This window comes from Blautia stercoris (genome assembly GCF_054657695.1).
In genome coordinates this window covers 1,682,111-1,703,800 of record NZ_BAAHYF010000001.1, presented here as the reverse complement: position 1 = coordinate 1,703,800, position 21,690 = coordinate 1,682,111, and the positions used below count along the sequence as shown (strand labels likewise).

Annotated in this window: 21 protein-coding genes, 2 riboswitches and 1 other annotated feature; of the genes, 20 read left to right on the top strand and 1 reads right to left on the bottom strand. The window is 39.9% G+C overall.

Annotated features, from left to right (window positions below):
• Positions 1-62: 62 nt before the first annotated feature.
• Positions 63-163, top strand: a riboswitch (SAM riboswitch).
• 101 nt (positions 164-264) lie between these two features.
• The 17 genes from metK (at position 265) to ACYQ2D_RS08150 (ending at position 17,688) form a co-directional block, all read left to right on the top strand.
• Complete coding sequence (metK, locus tag ACYQ2D_RS08230) at positions 265-1,458, top strand: methionine adenosyltransferase (protein ID WP_022303222.1); 1,194 nt, start codon at positions 265-267, stop codon at positions 1,456-1,458.
• Positions 1,459-1,760: 302 nt separating this feature from the next.
• On the top strand, positions 1,761-3,278 hold the full coding sequence (locus tag ACYQ2D_RS08225; RefSeq protein ID WP_117457016.1) for a sensor histidine kinase: 1,518 nt from the start codon (positions 1,761-1,763) through the stop codon (positions 3,276-3,278).
• A complete protein-coding gene (locus tag ACYQ2D_RS08220; RefSeq protein WP_022303220.1) occupies positions 3,279-3,968 on the top strand; it encodes a response regulator transcription factor in 690 nt (229 codons plus the stop codon). It abuts the gene before it with no gap.
• Positions 3,969-4,012: 44 nt separating this feature from the next.
• Positions 4,013-4,119: riboswitch (TPP riboswitch) on the top strand.
• A gap of 285 nt (positions 4,120-4,404) precedes the next feature.
• The gene (thiS, locus tag ACYQ2D_RS08215) at positions 4,405-4,602 is read left to right on the top strand and encodes a sulfur carrier protein ThiS (protein WP_022303219.1); all 198 of its coding nucleotides are present in this window, start codon (positions 4,405-4,407) and stop codon (positions 4,600-4,602) included.
• A gap of 1 nt (position 4,603) precedes the next feature.
• A complete protein-coding gene (gene thiF / locus ACYQ2D_RS08210; protein ID WP_022303218.1) occupies positions 4,604-5,230 on the top strand; it encodes a sulfur carrier protein ThiS adenylyltransferase ThiF in 627 nt (208 codons plus the stop codon).
• Between the two features lie 77 nt (positions 5,231-5,307).
• Positions 5,308-6,078: a thiazole synthase gene (locus tag ACYQ2D_RS08205; RefSeq protein WP_022303217.1), complete on the top strand. Its 771-nt coding sequence runs from the start codon at positions 5,308-5,310 to the stop codon at positions 6,076-6,078.
• 19 nt (positions 6,079-6,097) lie between these two features.
• Positions 6,098-7,315, top strand: coding sequence for a 2-iminoacetate synthase ThiH (gene thiH / locus ACYQ2D_RS08200; RefSeq protein WP_117457013.1), 1,218 nt, complete (start codon positions 6,098-6,100; stop codon positions 7,313-7,315).
• Positions 7,296-7,883, top strand: a complete 588-nt coding sequence (locus ACYQ2D_RS08195) for a thiamine phosphate synthase (RefSeq protein ID WP_459785089.1) — start codon at positions 7,296-7,298, stop codon at positions 7,881-7,883. Before thiH ends, ACYQ2D_RS08195 begins: the two co-directional genes overlap by 20 nt.
• A 78-nt stretch (positions 7,884-7,961) precedes the next feature.
• Positions 7,962-8,222, top strand: a binding site (T-box leader).
• Positions 8,223-8,314: 92 nt separating this feature from the next.
• Positions 8,315-10,027, top strand: coding sequence for a proline--tRNA ligase (locus ACYQ2D_RS08190; protein WP_022303214.1), 1,713 nt, complete (start codon positions 8,315-8,317; stop codon positions 10,025-10,027).
• 66 nt (positions 10,028-10,093) lie between these two features.
• Positions 10,094-11,536 (top strand): aminotransferase class I/II-fold pyridoxal phosphate-dependent enzyme, encoded by a 1,443-nt coding sequence (locus ACYQ2D_RS08185; protein WP_459785087.1) that lies wholly within the window; start codon positions 10,094-10,096, stop codon positions 11,534-11,536.
• 3 nt (positions 11,537-11,539) lie between these two features.
• Positions 11,540-12,136, top strand: coding sequence for a nucleoside/nucleotide kinase family protein (locus ACYQ2D_RS08180; protein WP_117457011.1), 597 nt, complete (start codon positions 11,540-11,542; stop codon positions 12,134-12,136).
• Positions 12,137-12,265: 129 nt separating this feature from the next.
• Positions 12,266-13,255: a DNA polymerase III subunit delta' gene (holB, locus tag ACYQ2D_RS08175; protein ID WP_022303211.1), complete on the top strand. Its 990-nt coding sequence runs from the start codon at positions 12,266-12,268 to the stop codon at positions 13,253-13,255.
• Positions 13,256-13,258: 3 nt separating this feature from the next.
• On the top strand, positions 13,259-14,140 hold the full coding sequence (locus ACYQ2D_RS08170) for a PSP1 domain-containing protein (RefSeq protein ID WP_117457009.1): 882 nt from the start codon (positions 13,259-13,261) through the stop codon (positions 14,138-14,140).
• Positions 14,141-14,884 carry a tRNA1(Val) (adenine(37)-N6)-methyltransferase gene (locus ACYQ2D_RS08165; protein ID WP_118701349.1) on the top strand — a complete coding sequence of 248 codons (744 nt, stop codon included), beginning with the start codon at positions 14,141-14,143 and terminating at the stop codon, positions 14,882-14,884. It begins immediately after the preceding gene.
• Positions 14,881-15,726: a 16S rRNA (cytidine(1402)-2'-O)-methyltransferase gene (gene rsmI, locus ACYQ2D_RS08160; protein ID WP_118701350.1), complete on the top strand. Its 846-nt coding sequence runs from the start codon at positions 14,881-14,883 to the stop codon at positions 15,724-15,726. Before ACYQ2D_RS08165 ends, rsmI begins: the two co-directional genes overlap by 4 nt.
• A gap of 2 nt (positions 15,727-15,728) precedes the next feature.
• Positions 15,729-17,048 (top strand): CapA family protein, encoded by a 1,320-nt coding sequence (locus ACYQ2D_RS08155; protein ID WP_459785086.1) that lies wholly within the window; start codon positions 15,729-15,731, stop codon positions 17,046-17,048.
• 55 nt (positions 17,049-17,103) lie between these two features.
• Entirely contained in the window at positions 17,104-17,688 is a 585-nt protein-coding gene (locus ACYQ2D_RS08150; protein ID WP_459785085.1) for a nucleoside recognition protein, read from the top strand.
• A 201-nt stretch (positions 17,689-17,889) separates the two neighbouring features.
• On the opposite strand, the gene ACYQ2D_RS08145 is transcribed toward ACYQ2D_RS08150, so the two are convergent.
• Positions 17,890-19,254 (bottom strand): MATE family efflux transporter, encoded by a 1,365-nt coding sequence (locus ACYQ2D_RS08145; RefSeq protein ID WP_459785084.1) that lies wholly within the window; start codon positions 19,252-19,254, stop codon positions 17,890-17,892.
• Between the two features lie 149 nt (positions 19,255-19,403).
• Between ACYQ2D_RS08145 and ACYQ2D_RS08140 the strand changes: the two genes are divergently transcribed.
• The 3 genes from ACYQ2D_RS08140 (at position 19,404) to ACYQ2D_RS08130 (ending at position 21,264) form a co-directional block, all read left to right on the top strand.
• On the top strand, positions 19,404-20,222 hold the full coding sequence (locus ACYQ2D_RS08140; protein ID WP_022303204.1) for a histidine racemase CntK family protein: 819 nt from the start codon (positions 19,404-19,406) through the stop codon (positions 20,220-20,222).
• A 3-nt stretch (positions 20,223-20,225) separates the two neighbouring features.
• The gene (locus ACYQ2D_RS08135; RefSeq protein WP_022303203.1) at positions 20,226-20,915 is read left to right on the top strand and encodes a hypothetical protein; all 690 of its coding nucleotides are present in this window, start codon (positions 20,226-20,228) and stop codon (positions 20,913-20,915) included.
• A 121-nt stretch (positions 20,916-21,036) separates the two neighbouring features.
• Positions 21,037-21,264 (top strand): HPr family phosphocarrier protein, encoded by a 228-nt coding sequence (locus ACYQ2D_RS08130; protein ID WP_022303202.1) that lies wholly within the window; start codon positions 21,037-21,039, stop codon positions 21,262-21,264.
• Positions 21,265-21,690 lie beyond the last annotated feature (426 nt).

Genomic DNA, 21,690 nt, shown 5'->3' with positions numbered 1-21,690 from the left:
TTTTTAAAAATAACGTGTATAATACACCATGAAACTATAAAAAAATCAAATAGTGGTTATCCCTTTTATTCAGAGTGATGGAGGTACATAGGACCTGTGAAGTCACGGCAACCCCTTGAAAAAGGAAGGTGCCAGCCTGAGCGAGTAAGTCGAACAATAAGAGGATTCATTTAAAAACTTATGGGTCCGCTTGTCTGCGGACCTTTTTACTTGCATGTAAATGGGAATAAGAAACAAAAAATCAAACAAAGGAGAACAAGAAGAATGGAAAAAAGATTATTTACTTCCGAGTCCGTAACAGAAGGACATCCAGACAAGATGTGTGATGCGATTTCCGATGCAATTCTGGATGCATTAATGGAACAAGACCCAATGAGCCGTGTTGCATGCGAAACATGCACAACAACCGGTGTTGTTATGGTTATGGGTGAAATTACAACAAAAGCTTATGTAGATATTCCGAAAATCGTAAGAGAAACGGTTCGTGAAATCGGATATACAAGAGCAAAATATGGTTTTGATGCAGATACCTGCGGTGTTATCACAACAATTGATGAGCAGTCTGCTGATATTGCGATGGGTGTTGATAAAGCACTGGAAGCAAAAGAAAACACCATGTCTGATGAAGAAATCGATGCAATCGGTGCTGGTGATCAGGGTATGATGTTCGGTTTCGCGAGTGATGAAACAGAAGAATATATGCCATATCCAATTGCTCTGGCTCACAAACTGTCTCGTCAGCTTACAAAAGTTCGTAAAGATGGAACTTTAACTTATTTAAGACCGGATGGAAAAACACAGGTTACTGTAGAATATGATGAAAATGACAAGCCAATGCGTCTCGATGCGGTTGTATTATCTACACAGCATGACCCGGAAGTAACACAGGAACAGATTCATGAAGATATCAAAAAATATGTATTTGACCCGATTCTTCCGGCAGAAATGGTAGATGAAAATACAAAATTCTTCATCAACCCGACAGGACGTTTCGTAATCGGTGGACCTCACGGAGACAGTGGTCTGACAGGACGTAAAATTATCGTAGATACTTACGGTGGATATGCTCGTCACGGTGGTGGAGCTTTCTCCGGAAAAGACTGTACAAAAGTAGACCGTTCTGCAGCTTATGCAGCACGTTACGTTGCAAAAAATATGGTAGCAGCAGGTCTTGCAAAGAAATGTGAAATTCAGCTTTCTTATGCGATCGGTGTTGCACATCCAACTTCTATCCAGGTTGACACTTTTGGAACAGGAAAACTTTCCGACCAGAGACTGACAGAAATCGTTCGTGAAAACTTCGACTTAAGACCGGCAGGAATTATCAAAATGCTTAACTTACGTCGTCCGATTTACAAACAGACAGCCGCTTACGGACATTTCGGAAGAAATGACTTAAATCTGCCATGGGAAGCACTGGATAAAGTAGAAGAACTGAAAAAATATCTGGAAGATTAATAAAAGAAATTTCTAAGATTCACTAAAAAAAGTGGAGAATAGATAAGAATAACAGGGAGTTTTTTGTAGAAATATGAAAAATTTCCTGTTTTTTTGTGATATAATATGATGTAAGTGTCAAAAGTATAAATTGCGGTTGTGCTTGCACAAAAAGCAATTTATAGAAAGTTTAGACTTGTTTTATTAATATTTTCAAGAAAGAGAAGAGGTTTATGTTATAATTATCGTTATAAAAATTTTATCTTAAGTTTTGGAATGGGATAAACACTAAAAAAACAGGCAGGAAAGGAGAAAAAGGAGCAATGAAACTTAAAACAAGAATCGTTATCTCCTTTTTTGTTATTATCCTCGAACCGCTAATCTGCGCAAGTGTTGCATTTTGGGCATTCAGCCAGCATCAGTTAAATGTGATGGAAGAACAATATGGAATTGAAAATGCCTCTTATGATTCACTTTCTAATACGGCAGAAGTGATTAACAGCATGACCGATGACATTGCAGAAGAGCTGAGGGAGACGGCAAAAAAAGATACGAAAGAATTAGAGAATGAAGATTATTTAAATCGAATCAATGGCAGATTAAAGGAAGTACATTCCTATCTCTTAGTAAGAGAAGGAAACCAAATTATCTATTATGGAAATGAAAATTATTCAAGTGAACTTGTGAAACGGCTGCCTCCTTATGCCTCAATTGAAGATGAGAACTCCGAAGAAGCCATTGATGCACAGGATAATGATGGACTTTATCTGGGAGGAACAGTACAGGCACTGGTGAAACAGATTAATTTTGAAAAACCAGATGGAACACAGGGCAGTGTCTTTATTGTGTCAAGTATTTTAAAAACTCTGCCGCAGTTAAAGGCACTGATAAAAAATATGATGATTTCTGTAGTGGTGATTTTGATTCTTACCGGTCTTGGACTGACCTGGTGGATTTACCGTGGAGTCATTGCACCGCTTGATAAACTGCGTACAGCGACACAGAAGATTAAAGATGGAGACCTTGATTTTTCGATTACACCGGAAGGTGTGAGTGAAATTTCGGACTTGTGTCAGGATTTTGAAGAAATGCGTCAGCGTTTAAAAGAGACATCCGAAGAGAAAGTTCAGTTCGATAAAGAAAGCAAAGAGTTAATCAGCAACATTTCCCATGATCTGAAGACGCCGATTACAGCAATTAAAGGCTATGTGGAGGGAATCATGGATGGTGTTGCCAATACACCGGAAAAAATGGATAAATATATCCATACGATTTATAATAAGGCAAACGATATGGATCGTCTGATTAATCAGCTTACATTTTATACAAAGATGGACACTAACCGAATTCCATATACATTTAACAAGATTTCCGTAACCGAATTTTTTAATGACTGTGCAGAAGAAATTGGAATGGAACTTGAATCAAAAGGGGTAGAGTTTAACTATTCAAACTATGTAGGACCGGAGGTGCTGGTTATTGCGGATGCAGAACAGATTAAGCGAGTGATTAATAACATTACCAGCAATTCTTTGAAATATATGGACAGCACCAGAGCACGCCGAATTAATTTAAGAGTAAAAGATGTCGGAGATTTTATTCAGGTAGAAATCGAAGATAACGGAAAAGGAATCTCAGCAAAAGATTTACCAAATATCTTTGAACGGTTCTACCGAACAGATGCGTCAAGAAATTCTTCTAAAGGCGGAAGTGGAATCGGTCTTTCGATTGTAAAGAAAATTATGGAGGATCATGGAGGAAAAGTCTGGGCAACCAGCAAGGAAAATATTGGTACAGTCATGTACTTTGTTTTAAGAAAATACCAGGAGGTTTATCAGTAAATGAGTAAAATTTTAATTATTGAAGATGAAGAGGCAATTGCTGATTTAGAGAAGGATTATCTGGAGTTGAGCGGATTTGAAGTGGAAATCGAAAACCGCGGAGATGTCGGATTAAAAAAGGCATTAGAGGGAGAGTATGATTTATTTATCCTTGATTTAATGCTTCCGGAAGTAGATGGATTTGAAATCTGTCGTGAAATCCGAAATGTGAAAAACACACCGATTATCATGGTTTCTGCAAAGAAAGATGATATTGATAAAATCCGTGGTCTTGGACTTGGCGCAGATGATTATATGACAAAACCGTTTAGCCCGAGTGAGCTGGTTGCAAGGGTAAAAGCCCATCTGGCTCGTTATGAACGCCTGATTGGAACCGGAGTACAGGAAAATGATATCATCGAAATCCGCGGCTTAAAGATTGATAAGACAGCAAGACGTGTCTGGATTAATGGAGAAGAGAAGAACTTCACAACCAAAGAATTTGATTTATTAACCTTCCTTGCACAGAATCCAAACCGTGTCTTTACAAAAGACGAACTCTTTAAAGAAATCTGGGCGATGGAATCCATTGGTGATATTGCGACAGTAACCGTACACATTAAAAAGATTCGTGAAAAGATTGAATTAAATACAGCAAAACCACAGTATATTGAGACAATCTGGGGTGTTGGATATCGTTTCAAAGTCTGAAAAAATATACTTGACAAATACGCAAGAATATCGTACAGTAAAGTGGTAAAAACAAGGGGAGCTTATTTGATAGGCTGAGAGGAAGTTAAGAACTTCGACCCATAACCTGATTTGGATAATGCCAACGTAGGGACAGACGTATGAAATGTTGCGGGAAATGTCAGAAGTTGGCACCTCCCGTTTTTTTATGTATCCTCATAATCAAGCACAGAAAGATTCTGAGGGTACGATGCTTTTTAATTATTTGACAATTGAATAAGTAATACCAAGTGATTGAATGAGAGTTCATGAAGGGGTGCACCACCGCGGGTGTATTTCTTTCGTGAACTCTTTTTTATTTCATTAAAAAGTTTTGTCATGAAAAATAAAAAACATGTTCTACAAAATGCCAAACAGGAAAATTAAGAAAGTACATCAAGAAAGTGAGGAGTTTAGAATGATTAAAGTAAATGGAAGAGAGCGGGATTTTGTTCCGAATACCACCATTGCACAGCTCTTAGAGCAGATGGGTTACAACCTGACTCGTGTAGCGGTAGAGTGTAATGGAAAGATTGTTCCAAAGAAGCATTTAGCTGAAACATTAACAACAGATGGAGACGTCTTAGAAGTTGTAAGTTTTGTAGGAGGAGGCTGAGATGTTAACAAAAGAAGAAATCAGGGAGGCGCTTGTTGAACGTCATTCGGAGGAAGTTCAAAGTAAATTAGATGAGGCAAAAGTGGCGATTGCAGGACTTGGCGGACTTGGTTCAAACATTGCATTTTTTCTTACCAGAATCGGTGTGGGACATCTGCATCTGATTGATTTTGATAGAGTAGATATCACGAATTTAAACCGTCAGCAGTATCGCATGGAACATATTGGCAGATACAAGACAGAAGCACTTTTGGAGGAACTTCGGGAAATCAATCCATACCTTGAGGTAGAGACAGACTGTGTGAGAGTGACCGATGAAAATGTAGGGACTTTATTTCACAATGAAGACATTATCTGCGAAGCATTCGACCGTCCGGAAGCAAAAGCAATGTTAGTCAGCGGAGTAGGAGAATATTATCCGGATAAGATTTTAGTCGCCGGCTCCGGCATGGCAGGCTATGGAAGAAGCAACGAGATTGTGACAAGAAAAATCAATGAGCATTTTTATTTATGTGGGGATGCGCATACCGAACCGGTAAAGGGAAGAGGGCTTATGGCACCGAGAGTTGCAATCTGTGCAGCACATCAGGCAAATCTGATTACAGAACTGATTATCAGAGGCAAATAGAGAAGATAAAAAGAAAGTTAAAAAGAAAATAAAATAAGAAAAAATAGGATATAGAAAACCAGATGGAGGAAAACAAAATGAATAATGATACATTTACACTTGGGGGACATACATTTGAGTCTCGCTTTATTTTAGGTTCAGGAAAATATTCCCTGGATTTAATCAAAGCAGCAGTGGAAAAAGCAGGAGCACAGATTATTACATTGGCACTGAGACGTGCAAATGAGGGAGGAATGGCAAATATCTTAGACTACATTCCTGAAAATGTTACGCTGCTTCCAAATACATCGGGTGCAAGAAATGCAGAAGAAGCAGTGCGTATTGCAAGACTTTCCAGAGAACTCGGCTGTGGAGATTTTGTAAAAATCGAAGTCATCCATGATTCAAAATATCTGTTTCCGGATAACTATGAAACCATCAAGGCAACGGAAATTCTGGCAAAAGAGGGATTTGTCGTTATGCCATATATGTATCCGGATTTAAATGTGGCAAGAGAACTTCGGGATGCCGGTGCAGCGTGTGTAATGCCTCTTGGTTCTCCGATTGGTTCAAATAAAGGAATTTGCACAAAAGAATTTATTCAGATTTTAATTGATGAAATTGATTTACCGATTATTGTAGATGCAGGAATCGGTAAACCATCTCAGGCATGTGAGGCAATGGAAATGGGGGCAGCAGCAGTTATGGCAAATACTGCAATTGCAACAGCAGGTGACATTCCGGCGATGGCAGAGGCATTTAAGAAAGCAATTGAAGCAGGAAGAGCCGCTTATCTGGCAGGTATGGGACGTGTCATGGAAAAAGGAGCAAGTGCATCTTCTCCGCTTACCGGATTTTTACAGGATTAAGAGCGGGGGGAGAAAAAAGATGAGTACAGAAAACCATGTAAATGAGAGTATTTTAAATGATGAAATTAAAGAGTGGCAGAAGAAAAACCGTATCGACCACATGACTTATTTAAAAGGAATGGAAGTGCTTGAGTCCGATGTGCAGAAACAGGTCATTGATGCCATGAATGAGTATGACTATGAGAAATATACCGCAAAGGATGTAGAACGTGCCCTTGCGCATGAAAGCCGTACTCCGGAAGATTTTGCGGCACTGTTATCACCGGCAGCACTGCCGTATTTAGAGCAGATGGCACAGGCTGCAAAGGCAGAAAAAGAAAAACACTTTGGAAATGGTGTCAATATGTTTACACCGATTTATATTGCAAATTACTGTGAAAATTTTTGTATTTATTGTGGATTTAACTGCCATAACAAAATTAACCGCGCAAAATTAAATGCACAGGAAATCGAGAAAGAGATGGCAGCAGTTGCCAAAACAGGACTTCAGGAAGTTTTGATTTTGACTGGAGAAAGTCGAAAATATTCGGATGTGAAATACATAGGAGAAGCCTGTAAAATCGCAAGAAAATATTTTAAAGTAATCGGTCTTGAGGTTTATCCGATGAATTCTGATGAGTATGCTTATCTGCATGAATGTGGCGCAGACTATGTAACCGTATTCCAGGAATCCTATAATTCGGATAAGTACGAAACGCTGCATCTTGCAGGTCATAAACGAATTTTCCCATACCGCTTAAATGCGCAGGAACGTGCCTTAAAAGGTGGAATGAGAGGTGTTGGATTCGCCGCTTTGCTTGGTCTGGATGATTTCAGAAAAGATGCGTTTGCAACAGGTATGCATGCGTATCTGCTTCAGAGAAAATATCCACACGCAGAAATTGCATTTTCCTGTCCGAGACTGCGTCCGATTATCAATAATGACAAGATTAATCCGATGGATGTCCATGAACCACAGCTGCTTCAGGTAGTATGTGCTTACCGCCTGTTTATGCCATTTTCGAGTATTACGGTATCAACCAGAGAGTGCTCCCGTGTGAGGGATAATCTGGTCAATATTGCAGCAACAAAGATTTCAGCAGGAGTCAGCACGGGAATCGGAGAACACGTAGAAGAGATTGAGAATAAAGGAGATGACCAGTTTGAAATCTCGGATGGAAGAAGTGTGGAAGAAGTCTATGAGGCACTTCTTGATGAAGGACTTCAGCCGGTTATGAATGACTATGTTTATGTATAAAGAACAGGTAATAGCAGTTACGAACCGAAAACTCTGCCGAGACAGAGAAGCGTTTTTGTGTCAGATAAAAAGAATTTGCATGAATCAGCCTCATGCTGTGATTCTGCGTGAAAAAGACCTTTCAGAAAGTGAATATACAGCACTTTTGTTTTCGGTAAAAAAGATTTGCGAGGAGCATAAGGTAAGTTGTATTGCACATACTTATACGGAATCGGCACTTGAAGTCGGATGCACGAAAATTCATGTTCCGCTTGCTGTTTTAGAAGCAAACCCTGAGATTGCACAGAAGTTTGAAGTGACGGGAGTTTCTACACACAGCAAAGAAGATGCAAAAAAAGCGCAAAAGCTGGGTGCTTCTTATGTGACAGCCGGACATATATTTGCGACAACCTGTAAACCGGGACTTGAACCGAGAGGAACGGCATTTTTAAAAGAAGTGTGCGATGAGGTGGAAATCCCGGTGTTTGCAATCGGGGGCATGAAAACAACGAGGGAATGTGTGGAGGAAATGCGAAAACTGGGCGCTTCAGGAATTTGTGTCATGTCTGAGTGTATGAAATGGATCTGACTGCGTAAAAGAAATTTCAGCTTGCAAGAACGTACAAAATATGCTAAGATTCCATCGAAAGCAGTATTATTTGAAATAAGAAAAGCGATGAAGAGAAATAGTAGATATTAGTCCTATGTACAGAGAGAAGCCGGTTGGTGGAAGGCTTTGATAAGATGGTATCGAACCGGTCTTGGAGCTGCAGGTTGAAATTGAGCCGGAAATTTGTCAGGCATAAGAAAGTAGACACTGTCGGAAGTCCCCCGTTAAAAGGAAATGATATCGAGGAAACTCTGTATCTATGAGTGTGGGAGTAATCCTGAATTCAGGTGGTAACACGGATGAATATTCGCCCTGAACTGATTGAAGAAATTTGTCAGTTCAGGGTTTTTTATTTCATTAATTAATTTCATTTTTTGTTGAGTTTAAAGATTTTTTAGGAGGAAGTAAATATGAAGTTAAGTAAACTTGTAGGAGACAGATTTAAAGAAAGACCGTCTGATTGTGTTATCGACAGTCATGCACTGATGGTAAGAGGCGGTTACATGAAGTATGTGGCAAACGGAATTTATTCCCAGTATATGCCGCTTCGTCGTGTATGCCAGAAAATTGAAGCAATTATCCGTGACGAGATGGATAAAATCGATGGACAGGAAGTACAGTTTCCGGTTGCCCTGCCGGCATCTTTATGGGAAGAATCCGGAAGATATGAAAGCGTTGGAAGTGAACTGCTTCGTTTCAAAGACAGAAACGGAAGCAAAATGGTACTTGGTATGACCCATGAAGAGGCAGCGGTTCAGTTAGTAAGAGAATATGGACAGACTTACGCAAAATATCCATTTATGATTTATCAGTTCCAGACAAAATTCCGTGATGAAGCACGTCCAAGAGCCGGTCTGATCCGTGTACGTGAATTTACTATGAAAGATGCGTATTCTTTCCACACATCTCAGGAAGATTTGGAAGAATATTATGACAAATGTTATCATGCTTATGAAAGAATTTTTGCGAGAGCCGGAATTCCGGAAACAATCGCAGTTGCATCTGACTCTGGTATGATGGGTGGAAGCCTTTCTCATGAATTTATGCTTTTGACTCCGGTTGGAGAAGATTCCATTGCAGTATGCCCGGAATGTGGTTACAAAGCAAATGTAGAGGCAGCAGAAAACATTGTAGAAAATGAAGCTGAAGAATATCAGGAATTAAAACTGGTGAGCACTCCAAATATGCATACAATCGAAGAAGTATGTGAATTCTTAAACAGCTCAGCAGAAAAATCCTGTAAAGCGGTAGTATATCAGAAAAATTCCAATGATGAATACGTTGTATTATTTATCAGAGGGGACTTGGAAGCAAATGAAACAAAACTGACAAACTTCTTAAAAGAAGAAATTCATCCGGCAGAAATTACCTTAGAAAGTGGATTACATCCAGGATTTATCGGACCTTACAAGATGGATGCAAATGTAACTGTTTTATATGACAGTTCTTTAAAAGGTGGATGCAATCTTTGCTGTGGCGGAAATCAGGATGATTATCATTACACAGGGCTTTGTATGGAAAGAGATCTTCCGGATGCAGAATATCATGATTTCGCAAAAATCGTAGATGGCGGAATCTGCCCATGTTGTAAGAAAAAAGCAATCAAAGTATCAAGAGGTATCGAAGTCGGAAACATTTTCCAGCTCGGAACAAAATATACGAAGAGCATGGGAATGAAATATCTCGATAAAGACAGCAAAGAAAAATATCCGATTATGGGATGTTATGGAATTGGTGTCGGCAGACTTGCTGCATCTGTCTGCGAAGCACATCATGATGAGTATGGTCCAATCTGGCCAATGACAATTGCTCCATGGCAGGTTCACCTTTGCTGTGTACGTCCGGACAATGAAGAAATCAAGAACTATTCAGATGGTTTATATGAACAGTTACAGAACGCAGGAATTGAAGTACTTTACGATGACAGAAAAGTAAGTGCCGGTGTTATGTTCAGCGATGCTGACTTAATGGGTATTCCGGTTCGTATCATTGCAAGCCCGAGAAATATGAAAGAGGGATGCTGTGAAGTGGTAACAAGAGATAAATCTGTAAGAGAAAAAGTAGCATTAGAGGATGTATTTGCAACTGTTCAGAAAATGGTACAGGAAGCACTTGCAAGATAAGTTAACCGAATGAAAGAGTGAAGTGGATTGTGAATATCCACCGGACAAATATAAGAAATTAAAAAAATGAAAAAATATATCGATGAAGCATTATATGAATACAGCAAAGGAGAGGTTTATCCATTTCACATGCCGGGGCATAAGCGCAGCTTCTGCCCTGAGACATTAAAAAATCCTTATGAAATTGATATTACCGAGATTACCGGATTTGATAATCTGCATCATGCGGAGGGAATTCTCTTAGAAGCACAGAAACGTGTTGCAAAGTTGTACCATGCAGATAAAAGCTTTTATCTGATAAATGGAAGTACCGCCGGGCTTTTAAGTGCAGTTTCAGCATGCACCAGTGATGGGGGCAGTATTTTGATGGCAAGAAACTGTCATAAAGCTGCCTATCATGCAGTTTATTTAAGACGTCTGCATGCACATTATTTATATCCGGCTGTGTTTGAAGAGACAGAATTAAACGGTGGAATTACACCGAAAGCGGTAGAAGAAGCTTTGAACGTCTGTCCTGAGATAGAAGCAGTACTGATTACTTCGCCATCTTATGACGGAATGGTGTCTGATATTGCTGCAATTAGTGAGATTGTACACGCACATCAAATTCCGCTGATTGTAGATGAGGCACATGGAGCTCATCTTCGTTTTTCAGATACATTTCCAGAGTCTGCACTTGAAAACGGCGCAGATATCGTAATCCAGAGTCTGCATAAAACTTTGCCTTCATTGACACAAACTGCCCTGCTGCACACGCAGGGCAGTCTTGTATCTGAAGAACGGTTGAAGCGGTTTCTTTCAATTTATCAGAGCAGTAGCCCGTCTTATGTTTTTATGAGCAGTATGGATGCCTGTATCCGACTGCTGGAGTCTTCTTCGGAAGTGTTATTTAAAGAATACACGGTACGATTAAAGGAGTGCCGCAGAAAGCTTTCTGATTTGAAGCATCTGCATCTGGTCAAACCGGATGAAGTAGTCGGGAAAAATGGCGTCTATGATATGGATTGTTCTAAAATTATTATTTCAACAAAGGGGACTTCTATTGATGGAGAGATGCTTCGGGAAAAACTGCTTGATAAATATCAGTTAGAAATGGAAATGACCGCTCCGTCTTATGTGCTGGCACTTTCAAGCGTGATGGACAGTGAAGAAGGATTTGCACGGCTTGCAGGTGCACTTTTGGAAATTGATTCGGCATTTGATTCTGAGATGAAAAATCAAATAAAGGAGAAAGCGCAGACAAAAATTGAGTTTACAGATAAAGATGCAATATGTACCATTGCAGAGGCGATGGATGCAGACTGGGAAGAAGTGAATTTAAAAGAAGCAGAGGAAAGAGTGAGTACAGAGTTTGCGTATCTTTATCCACCGGGGATTCCGTGTATTGTGCCGGGAGAAAGGGTAACAAAAGAGCTGATTGAAAAAATAGAGAACTGGAAAATGCAGGGGCTTGAAGTACAGGGATTGATTGATTATCATGCACAGAAGATTCGTGTGCAAAAAAGGTGAATTATGGGAAAAATATTTTATATCATGGGAAAAAGTTCTTCCGGAAAAGACACCATCTACCGAAAGCTTCAGGAATCAGAGAATTTAAAGCTTGGAAGACTGGTGCTTTATACTACTCGCCCGATTCGTGACGGAGAAAAAGAAGGACAGGAATACCACTTTGTAGATGAGGCAAAGTATTTTGAATTTGATAAAGCAGAAAAAGTGATTGAAGCAAGAACCTATCAGACAGTTTACGGACCGTGGACTTATTTTACAGCAGATGACGGTTCGGTTGATTTAAGCAAAACCAGTTATCTTGCCATTGGAACGCTTGAATCCTATCAGAATCTGAAAGCATATTATGGAGTAGCGTCGCTGTGTCCGATTTATGTGGAGGTGGAAGATGGGGAGCGTCTAAAACGTGCCATTGCAAGAGAGGAAACCCAGAAAGAACCACATTATGAGGAACTCTGTCGTCGTTTTCTTGCCGATGCGGAGGATTTCTCGGAAGAAAAATTAGAGCAGGCAGGAATTGAAAAACGATTTTTTAATAAAAGTTTAGAGACGTGTCTGAGTGAAATAACAGCATATATCAAAAAACGCTTAATAGAATCTTAATAGAAATGTTAGAGAAGGAATTATTGAGTGCATTTCAATCGTGTGGTATAATGAGAACATATTCGAAATGGTATCACGTTATCATTTTGAGACATACAAGACATTATTAGGACAAGGTGGGTGATTGCAATGCAGGAAGTTGAAAAAGTATTGGGACACGAAGAGGTAATCCGTCATTTGCAGAATGCAGTTGAGAAGGAACAGGTTTCACATTCTTATATTTTTGCAGGAGAAAAAGGAAGCGGTAAAAAACTTCTGGCAAAATTATTTGCCATGACATTGCAATGCGAGGAACATAAAAAAGAGCCGTGTATGCATTGCAGTTCCTGTAGAAAAGCAATGAGCCGGAATCATCCGGACATTATCTATGTGGAGCATGTAAAGCCGACTTCGATTGGTATCGAAGAAATCCGCGAACAACTGGTTTCGGATGTGGAAATCAAACCGTATACCGGTCCTTATAAAATTTATATCGTAGATGAAGCGGAGAAGATGACGATACAGGCTCAAAATGCTCTGTTAAAGACAATTGAAGAACCGCCGGCTTATGCTGTGATTCTGCTTTTGGCAAACAATAATACCGGACTTTTGCCGACGATTACTTCAAGATGCGTGACACTGAATTTTAAACCGGTGCGCGATGAAGTCATTCGTAAGTATCTGATGGAAGAACTGCATGTACCGGATTATCAGGCAGATGTCAGTGTGGCATTTGCACAGGGAAATGTAGGAAAAGCAAAACAGATTGCAACTGCAGAAGATTTTACAGAAATGATGGATGCGGCTTTCCGTATCTTACGTCGTGGAAGCGATATGGAAGTTTATGAAATGGTAGATGCACTGAAAAACCTTTCTGAACAGAAACATACGATTTATGAGTATCTGGATTTGTTTTTAGTATGGTTTCGAGATGTGTTGTTATTTAAGGCCACCAAAGAAATGGACAGTCTGGTTTTTAAAGATGAATACAATTTTATTAAAGAGAGAGCAGATAAGAGCTCTTATGAGGGACTTGAGAATATTATCAAGGCGATTGAGACTGCAAAAGCGCGTCTGCAGGCGAATGTTAATTTTGACTTAACGATGGAACTATTGTTCCTGACAATCAGGGAGAACTAATAAATGACAAGAGTAATAGGAGTCAGATTCCGTAACGTGGGAAAGATTTATTATTTTTCACCGAAGGATTTTGATATTTGTGTTGGAGACCACGTAATCGTGGAGACAGCGAGAGGAGTGGAATACGGGCATGTCGTGCTTGCTCCGAGAGATGTGGAAGATGAAAAGGTGGTACAGCCTTTAAAAGAAGTAATCAGAATTGCGACTCCACAGGATGACAAAAAAGAAGAGGCAAACCGGAAGCGTGAAAAAGAGGCGTATCAGATTTGTTTAAAGAAAATCAGAGAGCACGGACTCGAGATGAAACTAATTGATGTCGAGTATACCTTTGATAATAATAAAGTATTATTTTATTTTACCGCTGATGGAAGAATTGATTTCCGTGAGTTGGTAAAAGATTTGGCAGCTATCTTTAAGACAAGAATTGAACTGCGCCAGATTGGTGTGCGTGATGAGACAAAGATTTTAGGTGGAATCGGAATCTGTGGACGTCCGCTGTGCTGTCACACTTATCTTTCTGAGTTTGCACCGGTATCCATTAAGATGGCAAAGGAACAGAATCTGTCGTTGAATCCGTCGAAAATTTCCGGTGTATGTGGACGACTGATGTGCTGTCTGAAAAATGAGGAAGAAACTTACGAAGAATTAAATCGCAAACTTCCGGGAATCGGTGACAGAGTGACCACCGCAGATGGTTTAAGAGGAGAGGTGCACAGTGTCAGCGTGTTAAGACAGCTGGTAAAAGTTATTGTTGATGTGGATGGCGAAAAAGAAATTCGGGAATATCCGGTGGAAGACTTAAAATTCAGACCGCGTCAGAAAAAAGAAAAATTCCGCCTCAGCGATGAGGAAATGAGAGCTTTAAAAGAACTGGAGAAGAAATAAATGAAAGACAAGAATGAACGTCTTGATGACCTTCAAAATGGCTATATGCTCTTTCAGAATCCGAAACAGTTCTGTTTTGGGATAGACGCTGTCCTTCTTGCCTGGTTTGCAAAAGCCAAGCCGGGTGAGAGGGTACTTGATATGGGGACGGGCACAGGAATCGTCCCTATTTTAATGAAAGCAAGATATCCGAAAGGATATTTTACAGGACTGGAAATCCAAGAAGAAAGTGCAGAGCTGGCAAGAAGAAGTGTCGCATATAATAAACTGGAACAGGATATTGATATCGTAACCGGAGATATCAAAGAAGCAGGTGCAGTGTTTGGCGGCGCTTCTTTTGATGTCGTAACGACAAATCCTCCGTATATGATTGGGAGTCATGGACTAACCGGAGAAAACAGTGCAAAGACGATTGCAAGGCATGAGACGTTGTGTACACTGGATGATATCATAGCTCAGGCAGCGAAGGTGCTTGTGCCAAAGGGAAGATTTTATATGGTGCACCGGCCGTTTCGTCTGGCTGAAATTATGTCGGTTATGGTAAAATATAAAATTGAGCCAAAGAGGATGCGTCTGGTACAGCCTTATGCAGACAAAGAGCCAAATCTGGTCTTAATTGAAGGACTGCGTGGAGGAAAATCACGGATTGAAGTGGAACGCCCATTGATTGTGTATGAAAAAACGGGTGTTTATACCGATGAAATTCTTGATATCTACGGAAGAAATCATGAGGAAAAATTATGAGTGGAAAATTATATTTGTGCGCAACTCCGATAGGTAATCTGGAAGATATGACGTTTCGTGTGGTGCGCACATTAAAAGAAGTGGATTTAATTGCGGCGGAAGACACCAGAAACAGCATTAAGCTTTTAAACCATTTTGAAATCAAAACACCAATGACCAGTTATCATGAATACAACAAGATTGATAAAGGGCATTATCTGGTAGAACAGTTATTAGAAGGAAAAAATATTGCGCTGGTTACGGATGCCGGAACGCCTGGGATTTCCGACCCGGGAGAAGAACTGGTTGCGATGTGTTATGAGGCAGGAATTGAAGTAACATCCCTTCCAGGTCCGGCAGCCTGTATTACAGCTTTGACTTTATCCGGACTTTCTACACGGCGCTTTGCGTTTGAAGCGTTTTTACCGTCTGATAAAAAAGAAAAAAAGAAAATATTAGAAGAGTTAAAAACAGAGACTCGAACCATGATAATGTATGAAGCACCACATCGTCTGCTTCGTACCTTGGAAGAATTATTTGAAACCCTTGGAGATAGAAGGCTTACCGTGTGTCGGGAACTGACAAAGAAACATGAGACAGCATTTGTGACAACCATTTCAGAAGCCCTTAAGTGGTATGGAGAACATGAACCAAAAGGGGAGTGTGTACTTGTAATCGAAGGAAAGAACCGAAAAGAAATGGAAGAAGAAGCCCAGAAAAAATGGGAAGAGATGCCGTTAGAGGAACATTTAGAACATTATATGCAACAGGGAAACGACAAAAAAGAAGCAATGAAAAAGGTGGCAAAAGACAGAGGAATCAGCAAACGTGATGTATATCAGGCACTGCTGAAAAAGGAATAAAAATGAAGCAGATGGATAAAAAAGACTTAAGCAAAAAGGCAAAAATATGGTTCGAAAAGGCAAAAGAAGCCTTAAAGAAACTGGAATTAAAGAAAAAATATGAGTTGTTTAAGGAAAAGCTGCCGGAGGATAAAAAAGCAAGAACAATTATTCTGGCAGATATTGTATTAGTGGTTTTATTGATTTTTACACTGCTTCTGGTAGGATGTAAAAACCTGTTGACCGGAGGAAAGAAGCAAAAAGAAGAGACAGCCATTTCAGAAGAAATGGAAAAAACAACAAAACGGAAAAATAAAACGGTAAGTTTTACCATTAGTGCAGTGGGAGACTGTACATTTGGAACGGATGAAAATTTTGCTTATGAGGGCAGTATGCCGGCAAAATATGATGAGGTTGGAGATTTTAATTATTTCTTTGAAAATGTAAAATCTGTTTTTGAAGAAGATGATTTAACAATTGTAAACTTTGAGGGTACGCTGACAGACAGTACAACCCGTGAGGATAAACAGTTTGCGTTTAAAGCAGATAAAAGCTATGCGGAAATTTTAACAGATGGCTTTGTAGAGGCTGCCAATCTTGCGAATAATCACAGTAAAGATTATGGTGAACAGAGCTATAACGATACGATGGATGCACTTGATGAAGCCGGAATTACGAATTTTGGTTATGACAGGGTTGCAATCAAGAAAGTAAAAGGCATCAAGGTTGGTCTGGTTGGTACTTACGTATTGGCAGATGGTCTGGGCGTGAAAGATTCCATGGAGAAAAATATTCAGGATTTGAAGGATGAGGGCGCACAGGTTATCATTGCGAGTTTTCATTGGGGAGAGGAAAAAGCAGAGTATCCAAATGATGTGCAGGTAGAACTTGCGCATGCTGCAATTGATGCAGGAGCAGACTTGGTGCTTGGACATCATCCACATGTACTTCAGGGAATTGAACAGTATAAAGGAAAAAATATTGTATACAGTCTTGGCAATTTCTGCTTCGGTGGAAATATGTATCCATCTGATATGGATACCATGATTTTCCAGCAGACTTTTACTCTAAAAGGTGGAAAACTGCAGGAAGATAATGTGACAAATATCATTCCATGCAGTGTTTCTTCGGTAGAGGGCTATAATAATTATCAGCCGACACCGGCCGCAGGAGAGAAAGAGACGGAAATCTTAAATAAGATAACCCAAAGAAGTCAGGGACTTTCTAATGAAAATACAGAAGAATCTGATTCGGAAAATGATAATAGCGATTCTGATGAAAGCTATGATGATTCGGAAGATGATAATAGCGGTTCTGATGAGTATGATGATTCTGACGAGTAATATTCCGATTCCTTCTTGTATAGAATAAAAAGAAGAGTCAAAACAGGATAAAAGTATGCTGAATCTTTTATGGGGAGCTATGATGCTCATCGGCATTCTGTATGGCGCAGTGACAGGAAGGCTTGCGGAAGTAACGGATGCAGCGTTGTCCTGTGCTAAAGAAGCGGTTGCACTTTGTATTGCGATGTCCGGAATTGTAGCGATGTGGATGGGAATCATGCAGATTGCGAGAAGTTCGGGGTTAATCGATAAGATGACAGAGAAAATGCAGCCGCTTTTGCATTTTTTATTTCCTAAAATACCAAAAGAACATCCGGCAATGGAATATATTTCCGCTAATGTCATTGCAAATTTTTTAGGGCTTGGCTGGGGTGCAACACCTCTGGGATTAAAAGCAATGGAAGAACTTGCAAAACTGGAAGAAGAACGAAAAGGGAAAAAACCCAAATCCGCCAGCAATGAAATGTGTACATTTTTGATTTTAAATATTTCATCATTACAGTTGATACCGGTCAATGTTATTGCCTATCGAAGCCAGTACGGAAGTGCAAATCCGGCAGGGGTGACAGGTCCGGCAATCGTGGCAACATTTGTCAGTACGCTTGTGGCAATATTGTTTTGTAAATGGATGGATCGATAAAAAAGCAGTCTGCTTAAAATTTAACCAAATCAAGTAAGTCCCCTGCTTCAATTGCGAAAAGCAATAAGCAGGGGTGAGGACTTGCTTGTATCAGGAGGGGGGCAAGCCCCTTCTGATAAGCTGCGTAGCAGCTATTTGGTTATGAGCAAGTAGCGAAGCGGATTGCGAATATCCACTTGACTGCAGACTGCTTTTAGTACATTATTCTTCTTTATGTGTGCTGAAGAATTGTTTCTGGCGGATATAGTAATAAATAATAAACAGGATAGATGTGACACCCCAGGAGATCGGATAACACATCAGAATAATTTGGATTCCTGAAAAATGCGGGACAACAAAGAAAATCCATAAAATACGAAGTACGCAGACACCGCCACAGGTCATCAGCATGGGAATCATAACATCTCCAATACCACGGAGGGCACTTGAGAAGATTTCAATAAAGATAAATAAAACATAGCTTGGTGCAAGTAAGGAAATAATTTCCATTCCGACTTTGATAACGCCGGCATCCTGTGTAAAGAGCCGGAAGAGATATTTTCCAAAGAAAATCAAAATCAGGCTTACAAGCAGAGAGGCAGCAAGGTCCATCAAAAGACAGACAGTTACGCTTCGTTTCATCCTTGAATACTTTCCAGCACCATAGTTTTGTCCGACAAACGTTGCAATCGAAACCGAAAATGCACCGGAAATCATCCAGTAGAAGGCGTCCATTTTTCCGAATGCAGTATAGGCTGCTATTGCATCTGTTCCCAGATGATTTAAAGAGGACTGAATAATGATATTGGCAATATTGTACATCATAGATTGAAAGCCTGCCGGAAGTCCGATTGTAAGAATAGAGAAAAGCAAAAATCGGTGCAGGCGGATTTTTTTCGGTTCAAGCTGATACATTTCTTCTGGTTTCATCAAAGCACGAATTACCAAAATGGCACTGACAGCCTGAGAAAATAAGGTTGCAAGGGCAGCGCCGGTAATGCCAAGATTAAATCCGACGACCAGAAAAATATCCAAAAATACATTAATAAAGCAGCAGACAATCAGATAATAAAGCGGTCGTTTGGAGTCACCCATGGCACGCAGAATAGCCGAACCAATATTGTAGACAAAGACAAAGAAAATTCCGGCAAAATAAATACGCAGATAAATGACAGAACCGGTCATTACATTTGACGGAGTATTCATAAACCGGAGCATAGCGGGAGCAAGTAAAATTCCAAATACGGTGATTATGATGCTTCCGATAATGGCAAGGGCTGAAGCTGTATGCAGTGCCAGATTTAATTCTTTTTTATTCTTTGCGCCATAGTAGCGTGCAATGATGACGGTTGCACCGGAAGAAAGCCCGACAAAGAATCCGACAACGAGATTGATTAGCTGTCCGGAAGAGCCACCAACACAGGCAAGCGCTTCTTTTCCGACGAAGCGTCCGACAATAATGGCATCGGCAGTATTGTAAAGCTGTTGAAATAATGTTCCGAGCATAATCGGAAAAAAGAAAAGCAGAAGCTGTTTCCAGATAACACCCTCCGTAATTTGATTGACAGCAGAAGTTTTTTGTTTCATGACTACACCCCCTGGTTAAAAAAATAAATCAATCTGCTACTTACATATATAGCATACAATTTCACGAAAGTCGATATCATGTTTTACAAATTTTTGGCGAAAATGTGGTATAATAGACACAAGAATTTTTTTGAAAGGTGATGTTAAGTATGGAGGTAAAATTACGAGTAGCAGACCCGGCCGGAAATATCACAATTTTTGTTACCAGTCCGGTGGAAAGAAATTTATATGCAAAGGTTGCAAATGAACTGTTAGCAATCAAAGAGTTCCGTGGAGAACAGGTTGGTTTCATTGAAAGACATGAAGATGGAAGCAGTCACATGGAAATGATGGGTGGAGAATTTTGTGGAAATGCAACCAGAAGTTTTGGCTATCTGCTTGGAAAGGAGCAAGAGTCAAAGGACGCCTACAAAAAGACGGTAACTGTAGATGTCAGCGGTTCTTCTGAAAAACTTGACGTGGAAGTAGATTATGAGGCAGGAACAAGTAAAACCATGATGCCGCTTCCTGAAAAAATAGAAGAAGTGGAAACTGCTCAGTACGGAAGCTATCCAATGGTTGTCTTTGACGGAATTAATCATGTAATTGTAAAAGGTCCAAGAAGAGAAGATGCGTTTGTACAGGCGGTGCTTGAAGCTGCAATGGCAAAACATAAATGTGATGCGTGTGGAATTATGTTCTTAGAGCCAAGTGCAGATGGAATGGAAAAACGTTACCGGATGACACCGGTTGTCTATGTAGAAGAAACAGGTTCTCTTGTATGGGAAAGCAGTTGTGGAAGCGGAAGTATGGCAACGGCGGTTTATTTAAGCAAACAGAAGAATGATGGAAAATATGTTTATATTTTAAAACAGCCAGGGGGAATTATTGAAGCAACGGTCGTAAAGGAAAATGGAAAAACAGTAGAATGTAAAATGGGCGGACCGGTTTCTGTTTCATTAGAAAAAACAGTTGAGGTTAAGGTCTGATTAATGAAGAGGTATCGTCTGTGTAATCCGTTTCCATCAATCGAAAAAGAAGGCAGTCTTTCTTATGGGGGAAATCAGAATTGGAGCAGTTCTAAGACCATTCGCAAATGCGGATGCGGAGTGATTGCAGGAACGGATTTATTGTTGTACCTTGATTTAAATAAACAAAGATGCAGAACAAAGTTTTTTGAAGAAGTGCAGGATTCAAACGGAATTATCGAACGGGAACAGTACTTAAAGTATGTCCATAAAATGAGACGAGATTATCTTCCGCTGATTCCACACTTTGGTATGCCGGGATGGGTGCTGGTAGTGGGTTTAAATGCTTATTTGGCAAAATATCACACCGGCTTGACTGCAAGCTGGGGATTTGGGCGCAAAAAGTTATGGAACCGCATGAGTGCCATGCTGTCCCATGATATTCCGGTTATTTTATCCATTGGTCCGAATCTGCCATTTTTCCGGAAAAAAGAAAAACTGAATCTGTATCAGAAAAACAGTATGGGAAGCTATCTTTCCTCGAATAAGGTATCTGCGCATTTTGTGACAGTCACAGAGATGGACGAAGAATGGATGCGGGTTTCTTCGTGGGGAAAAGAGTACTATATCAATAAAAAAGAGTATATCGGCTATATGACAAAGTATAGCAATGCATTATTTTGCAATGTGTGTTACATACGAAAGCGGAAATAGCTGAAAAAATTCAAAAATCTAAAAAAATTATACATTGCATTTTTCTTGATTTTGGTATATCATCCTAATCATAACAATCGACAAAAAATTAACGAGCATAAGAAAAGCGGAGGAGTATACCATGAAAGAGCAAATCATATCCTTTAAGACAGTAGAAGAAATTAAAGAATTTGTAGGAGCAGCCTGTAATTGCCCGTTTGATATCGACGTGGTAAGCGGAAGAATTACAATTGATGCAAAATCAATTCTCGGAATGTTAAGTGTGAACTGGCAGGAAGAACTTTGTGTCATCTATGAAGCACAGAATGAAAAATTTGATACTGTTGTGCAGAAATATGCGGTTGGATAATGCATCTGCTACCTTTACAAAATCAGAAAAATGTGTTAGTCTCTAAAAAGATGACAAACACGATGACGGAGAGAGTACGCATTGCTTTTCTTTTACAGAGAAATTCCGGTGGCTGAGAGGAATGAAGAAAACTTTGGGGAAGATGGCTCCTGAGAGGTGCACCGAACCTGTAATTTAGTAAAATCAGGTAAGGCTGCAACAGGTTCCGCCTGTTATAGCGGGAGAGGTGTGAAAGCACCCATTAAGGTCTTGGCTGTGAGGCTAAGATAAAAAGAAGTGGTAACACGGGTATATAGCTCGTCTTCTTTCGTTCTGAAATCAATCAGAATGAAGAAGATGAGCTTTTTTGGTCTGTCAAAAAAAATTGATTCAAAGAAACCCGTTAAACAAAAATGTACGCTCGGAATCTTTACGCTCGGAATCTTT

Coding starts and splice junctions, on each gene's coding strand:
- ACYQ2D_RS08205 (WP_022303217.1), top strand. CDS start 5,308: ATGAATAATGATACATTTACACTTGGGGGACATACATTTGAGTCTCGC.
- ACYQ2D_RS08145 (WP_459785084.1), bottom strand. CDS start 19,254: ATGAAACAAAAAACTTCTGCTGTCAATCAAATTACGGAGGGTGTTATC.
- ACYQ2D_RS08155 (WP_459785086.1), top strand. CDS start 15,729: ATGAAGCAGATGGATAAAAAAGACTTAAGCAAAAAGGCAAAAATATGG.
- ACYQ2D_RS08130 (WP_022303202.1), top strand. CDS start 21,037: ATGAAAGAGCAAATCATATCCTTTAAGACAGTAGAAGAAATTAAAGAA.
- thiS (WP_022303219.1), top strand. CDS start 4,405: ATGATTAAAGTAAATGGAAGAGAGCGGGATTTTGTTCCGAATACCACC.
- rsmI (WP_118701350.1), top strand. CDS start 14,881: ATGAGTGGAAAATTATATTTGTGCGCAACTCCGATAGGTAATCTGGAA.
- ACYQ2D_RS08180 (WP_117457011.1), top strand. CDS start 11,540: ATGGGAAAAATATTTTATATCATGGGAAAAAGTTCTTCCGGAAAAGAC.
- ACYQ2D_RS08165 (WP_118701349.1), top strand. CDS start 14,141: ATGAAAGACAAGAATGAACGTCTTGATGACCTTCAAAATGGCTATATG.
- thiH (WP_117457013.1), top strand. CDS start 6,098: ATGAGTACAGAAAACCATGTAAATGAGAGTATTTTAAATGATGAAATT.
- holB (WP_022303211.1), top strand. CDS start 12,266: ATGCAGGAAGTTGAAAAAGTATTGGGACACGAAGAGGTAATCCGTCAT.
- ACYQ2D_RS08185 (WP_459785087.1), top strand. CDS start 10,094: ATGAAAAAATATATCGATGAAGCATTATATGAATACAGCAAAGGAGAG.
- ACYQ2D_RS08190 (WP_022303214.1), top strand. CDS start 8,315: ATGAAGTTAAGTAAACTTGTAGGAGACAGATTTAAAGAAAGACCGTCT.
- ACYQ2D_RS08135 (WP_022303203.1), top strand. CDS start 20,226: ATGAAGAGGTATCGTCTGTGTAATCCGTTTCCATCAATCGAAAAAGAA.
- ACYQ2D_RS08170 (WP_117457009.1), top strand. CDS start 13,259: ATGACAAGAGTAATAGGAGTCAGATTCCGTAACGTGGGAAAGATTTAT.
- thiF (WP_022303218.1), top strand. CDS start 4,604: ATGTTAACAAAAGAAGAAATCAGGGAGGCGCTTGTTGAACGTCATTCG.
- ACYQ2D_RS08195 (WP_459785089.1), top strand. CDS start 7,296: ATGACTATGTTTATGTATAAAGAACAGGTAATAGCAGTTACGAACCGA.
- ACYQ2D_RS08150 (WP_459785085.1), top strand. CDS start 17,104: ATGCTGAATCTTTTATGGGGAGCTATGATGCTCATCGGCATTCTGTAT.
- ACYQ2D_RS08225 (WP_117457016.1), top strand. CDS start 1,761: ATGAAACTTAAAACAAGAATCGTTATCTCCTTTTTTGTTATTATCCTC.
- ACYQ2D_RS08140 (WP_022303204.1), top strand. CDS start 19,404: ATGGAGGTAAAATTACGAGTAGCAGACCCGGCCGGAAATATCACAATT.
- ACYQ2D_RS08220 (WP_022303220.1), top strand. CDS start 3,279: ATGAGTAAAATTTTAATTATTGAAGATGAAGAGGCAATTGCTGATTTA.
- metK (WP_022303222.1), top strand. CDS start 265: ATGGAAAAAAGATTATTTACTTCCGAGTCCGTAACAGAAGGACATCCA.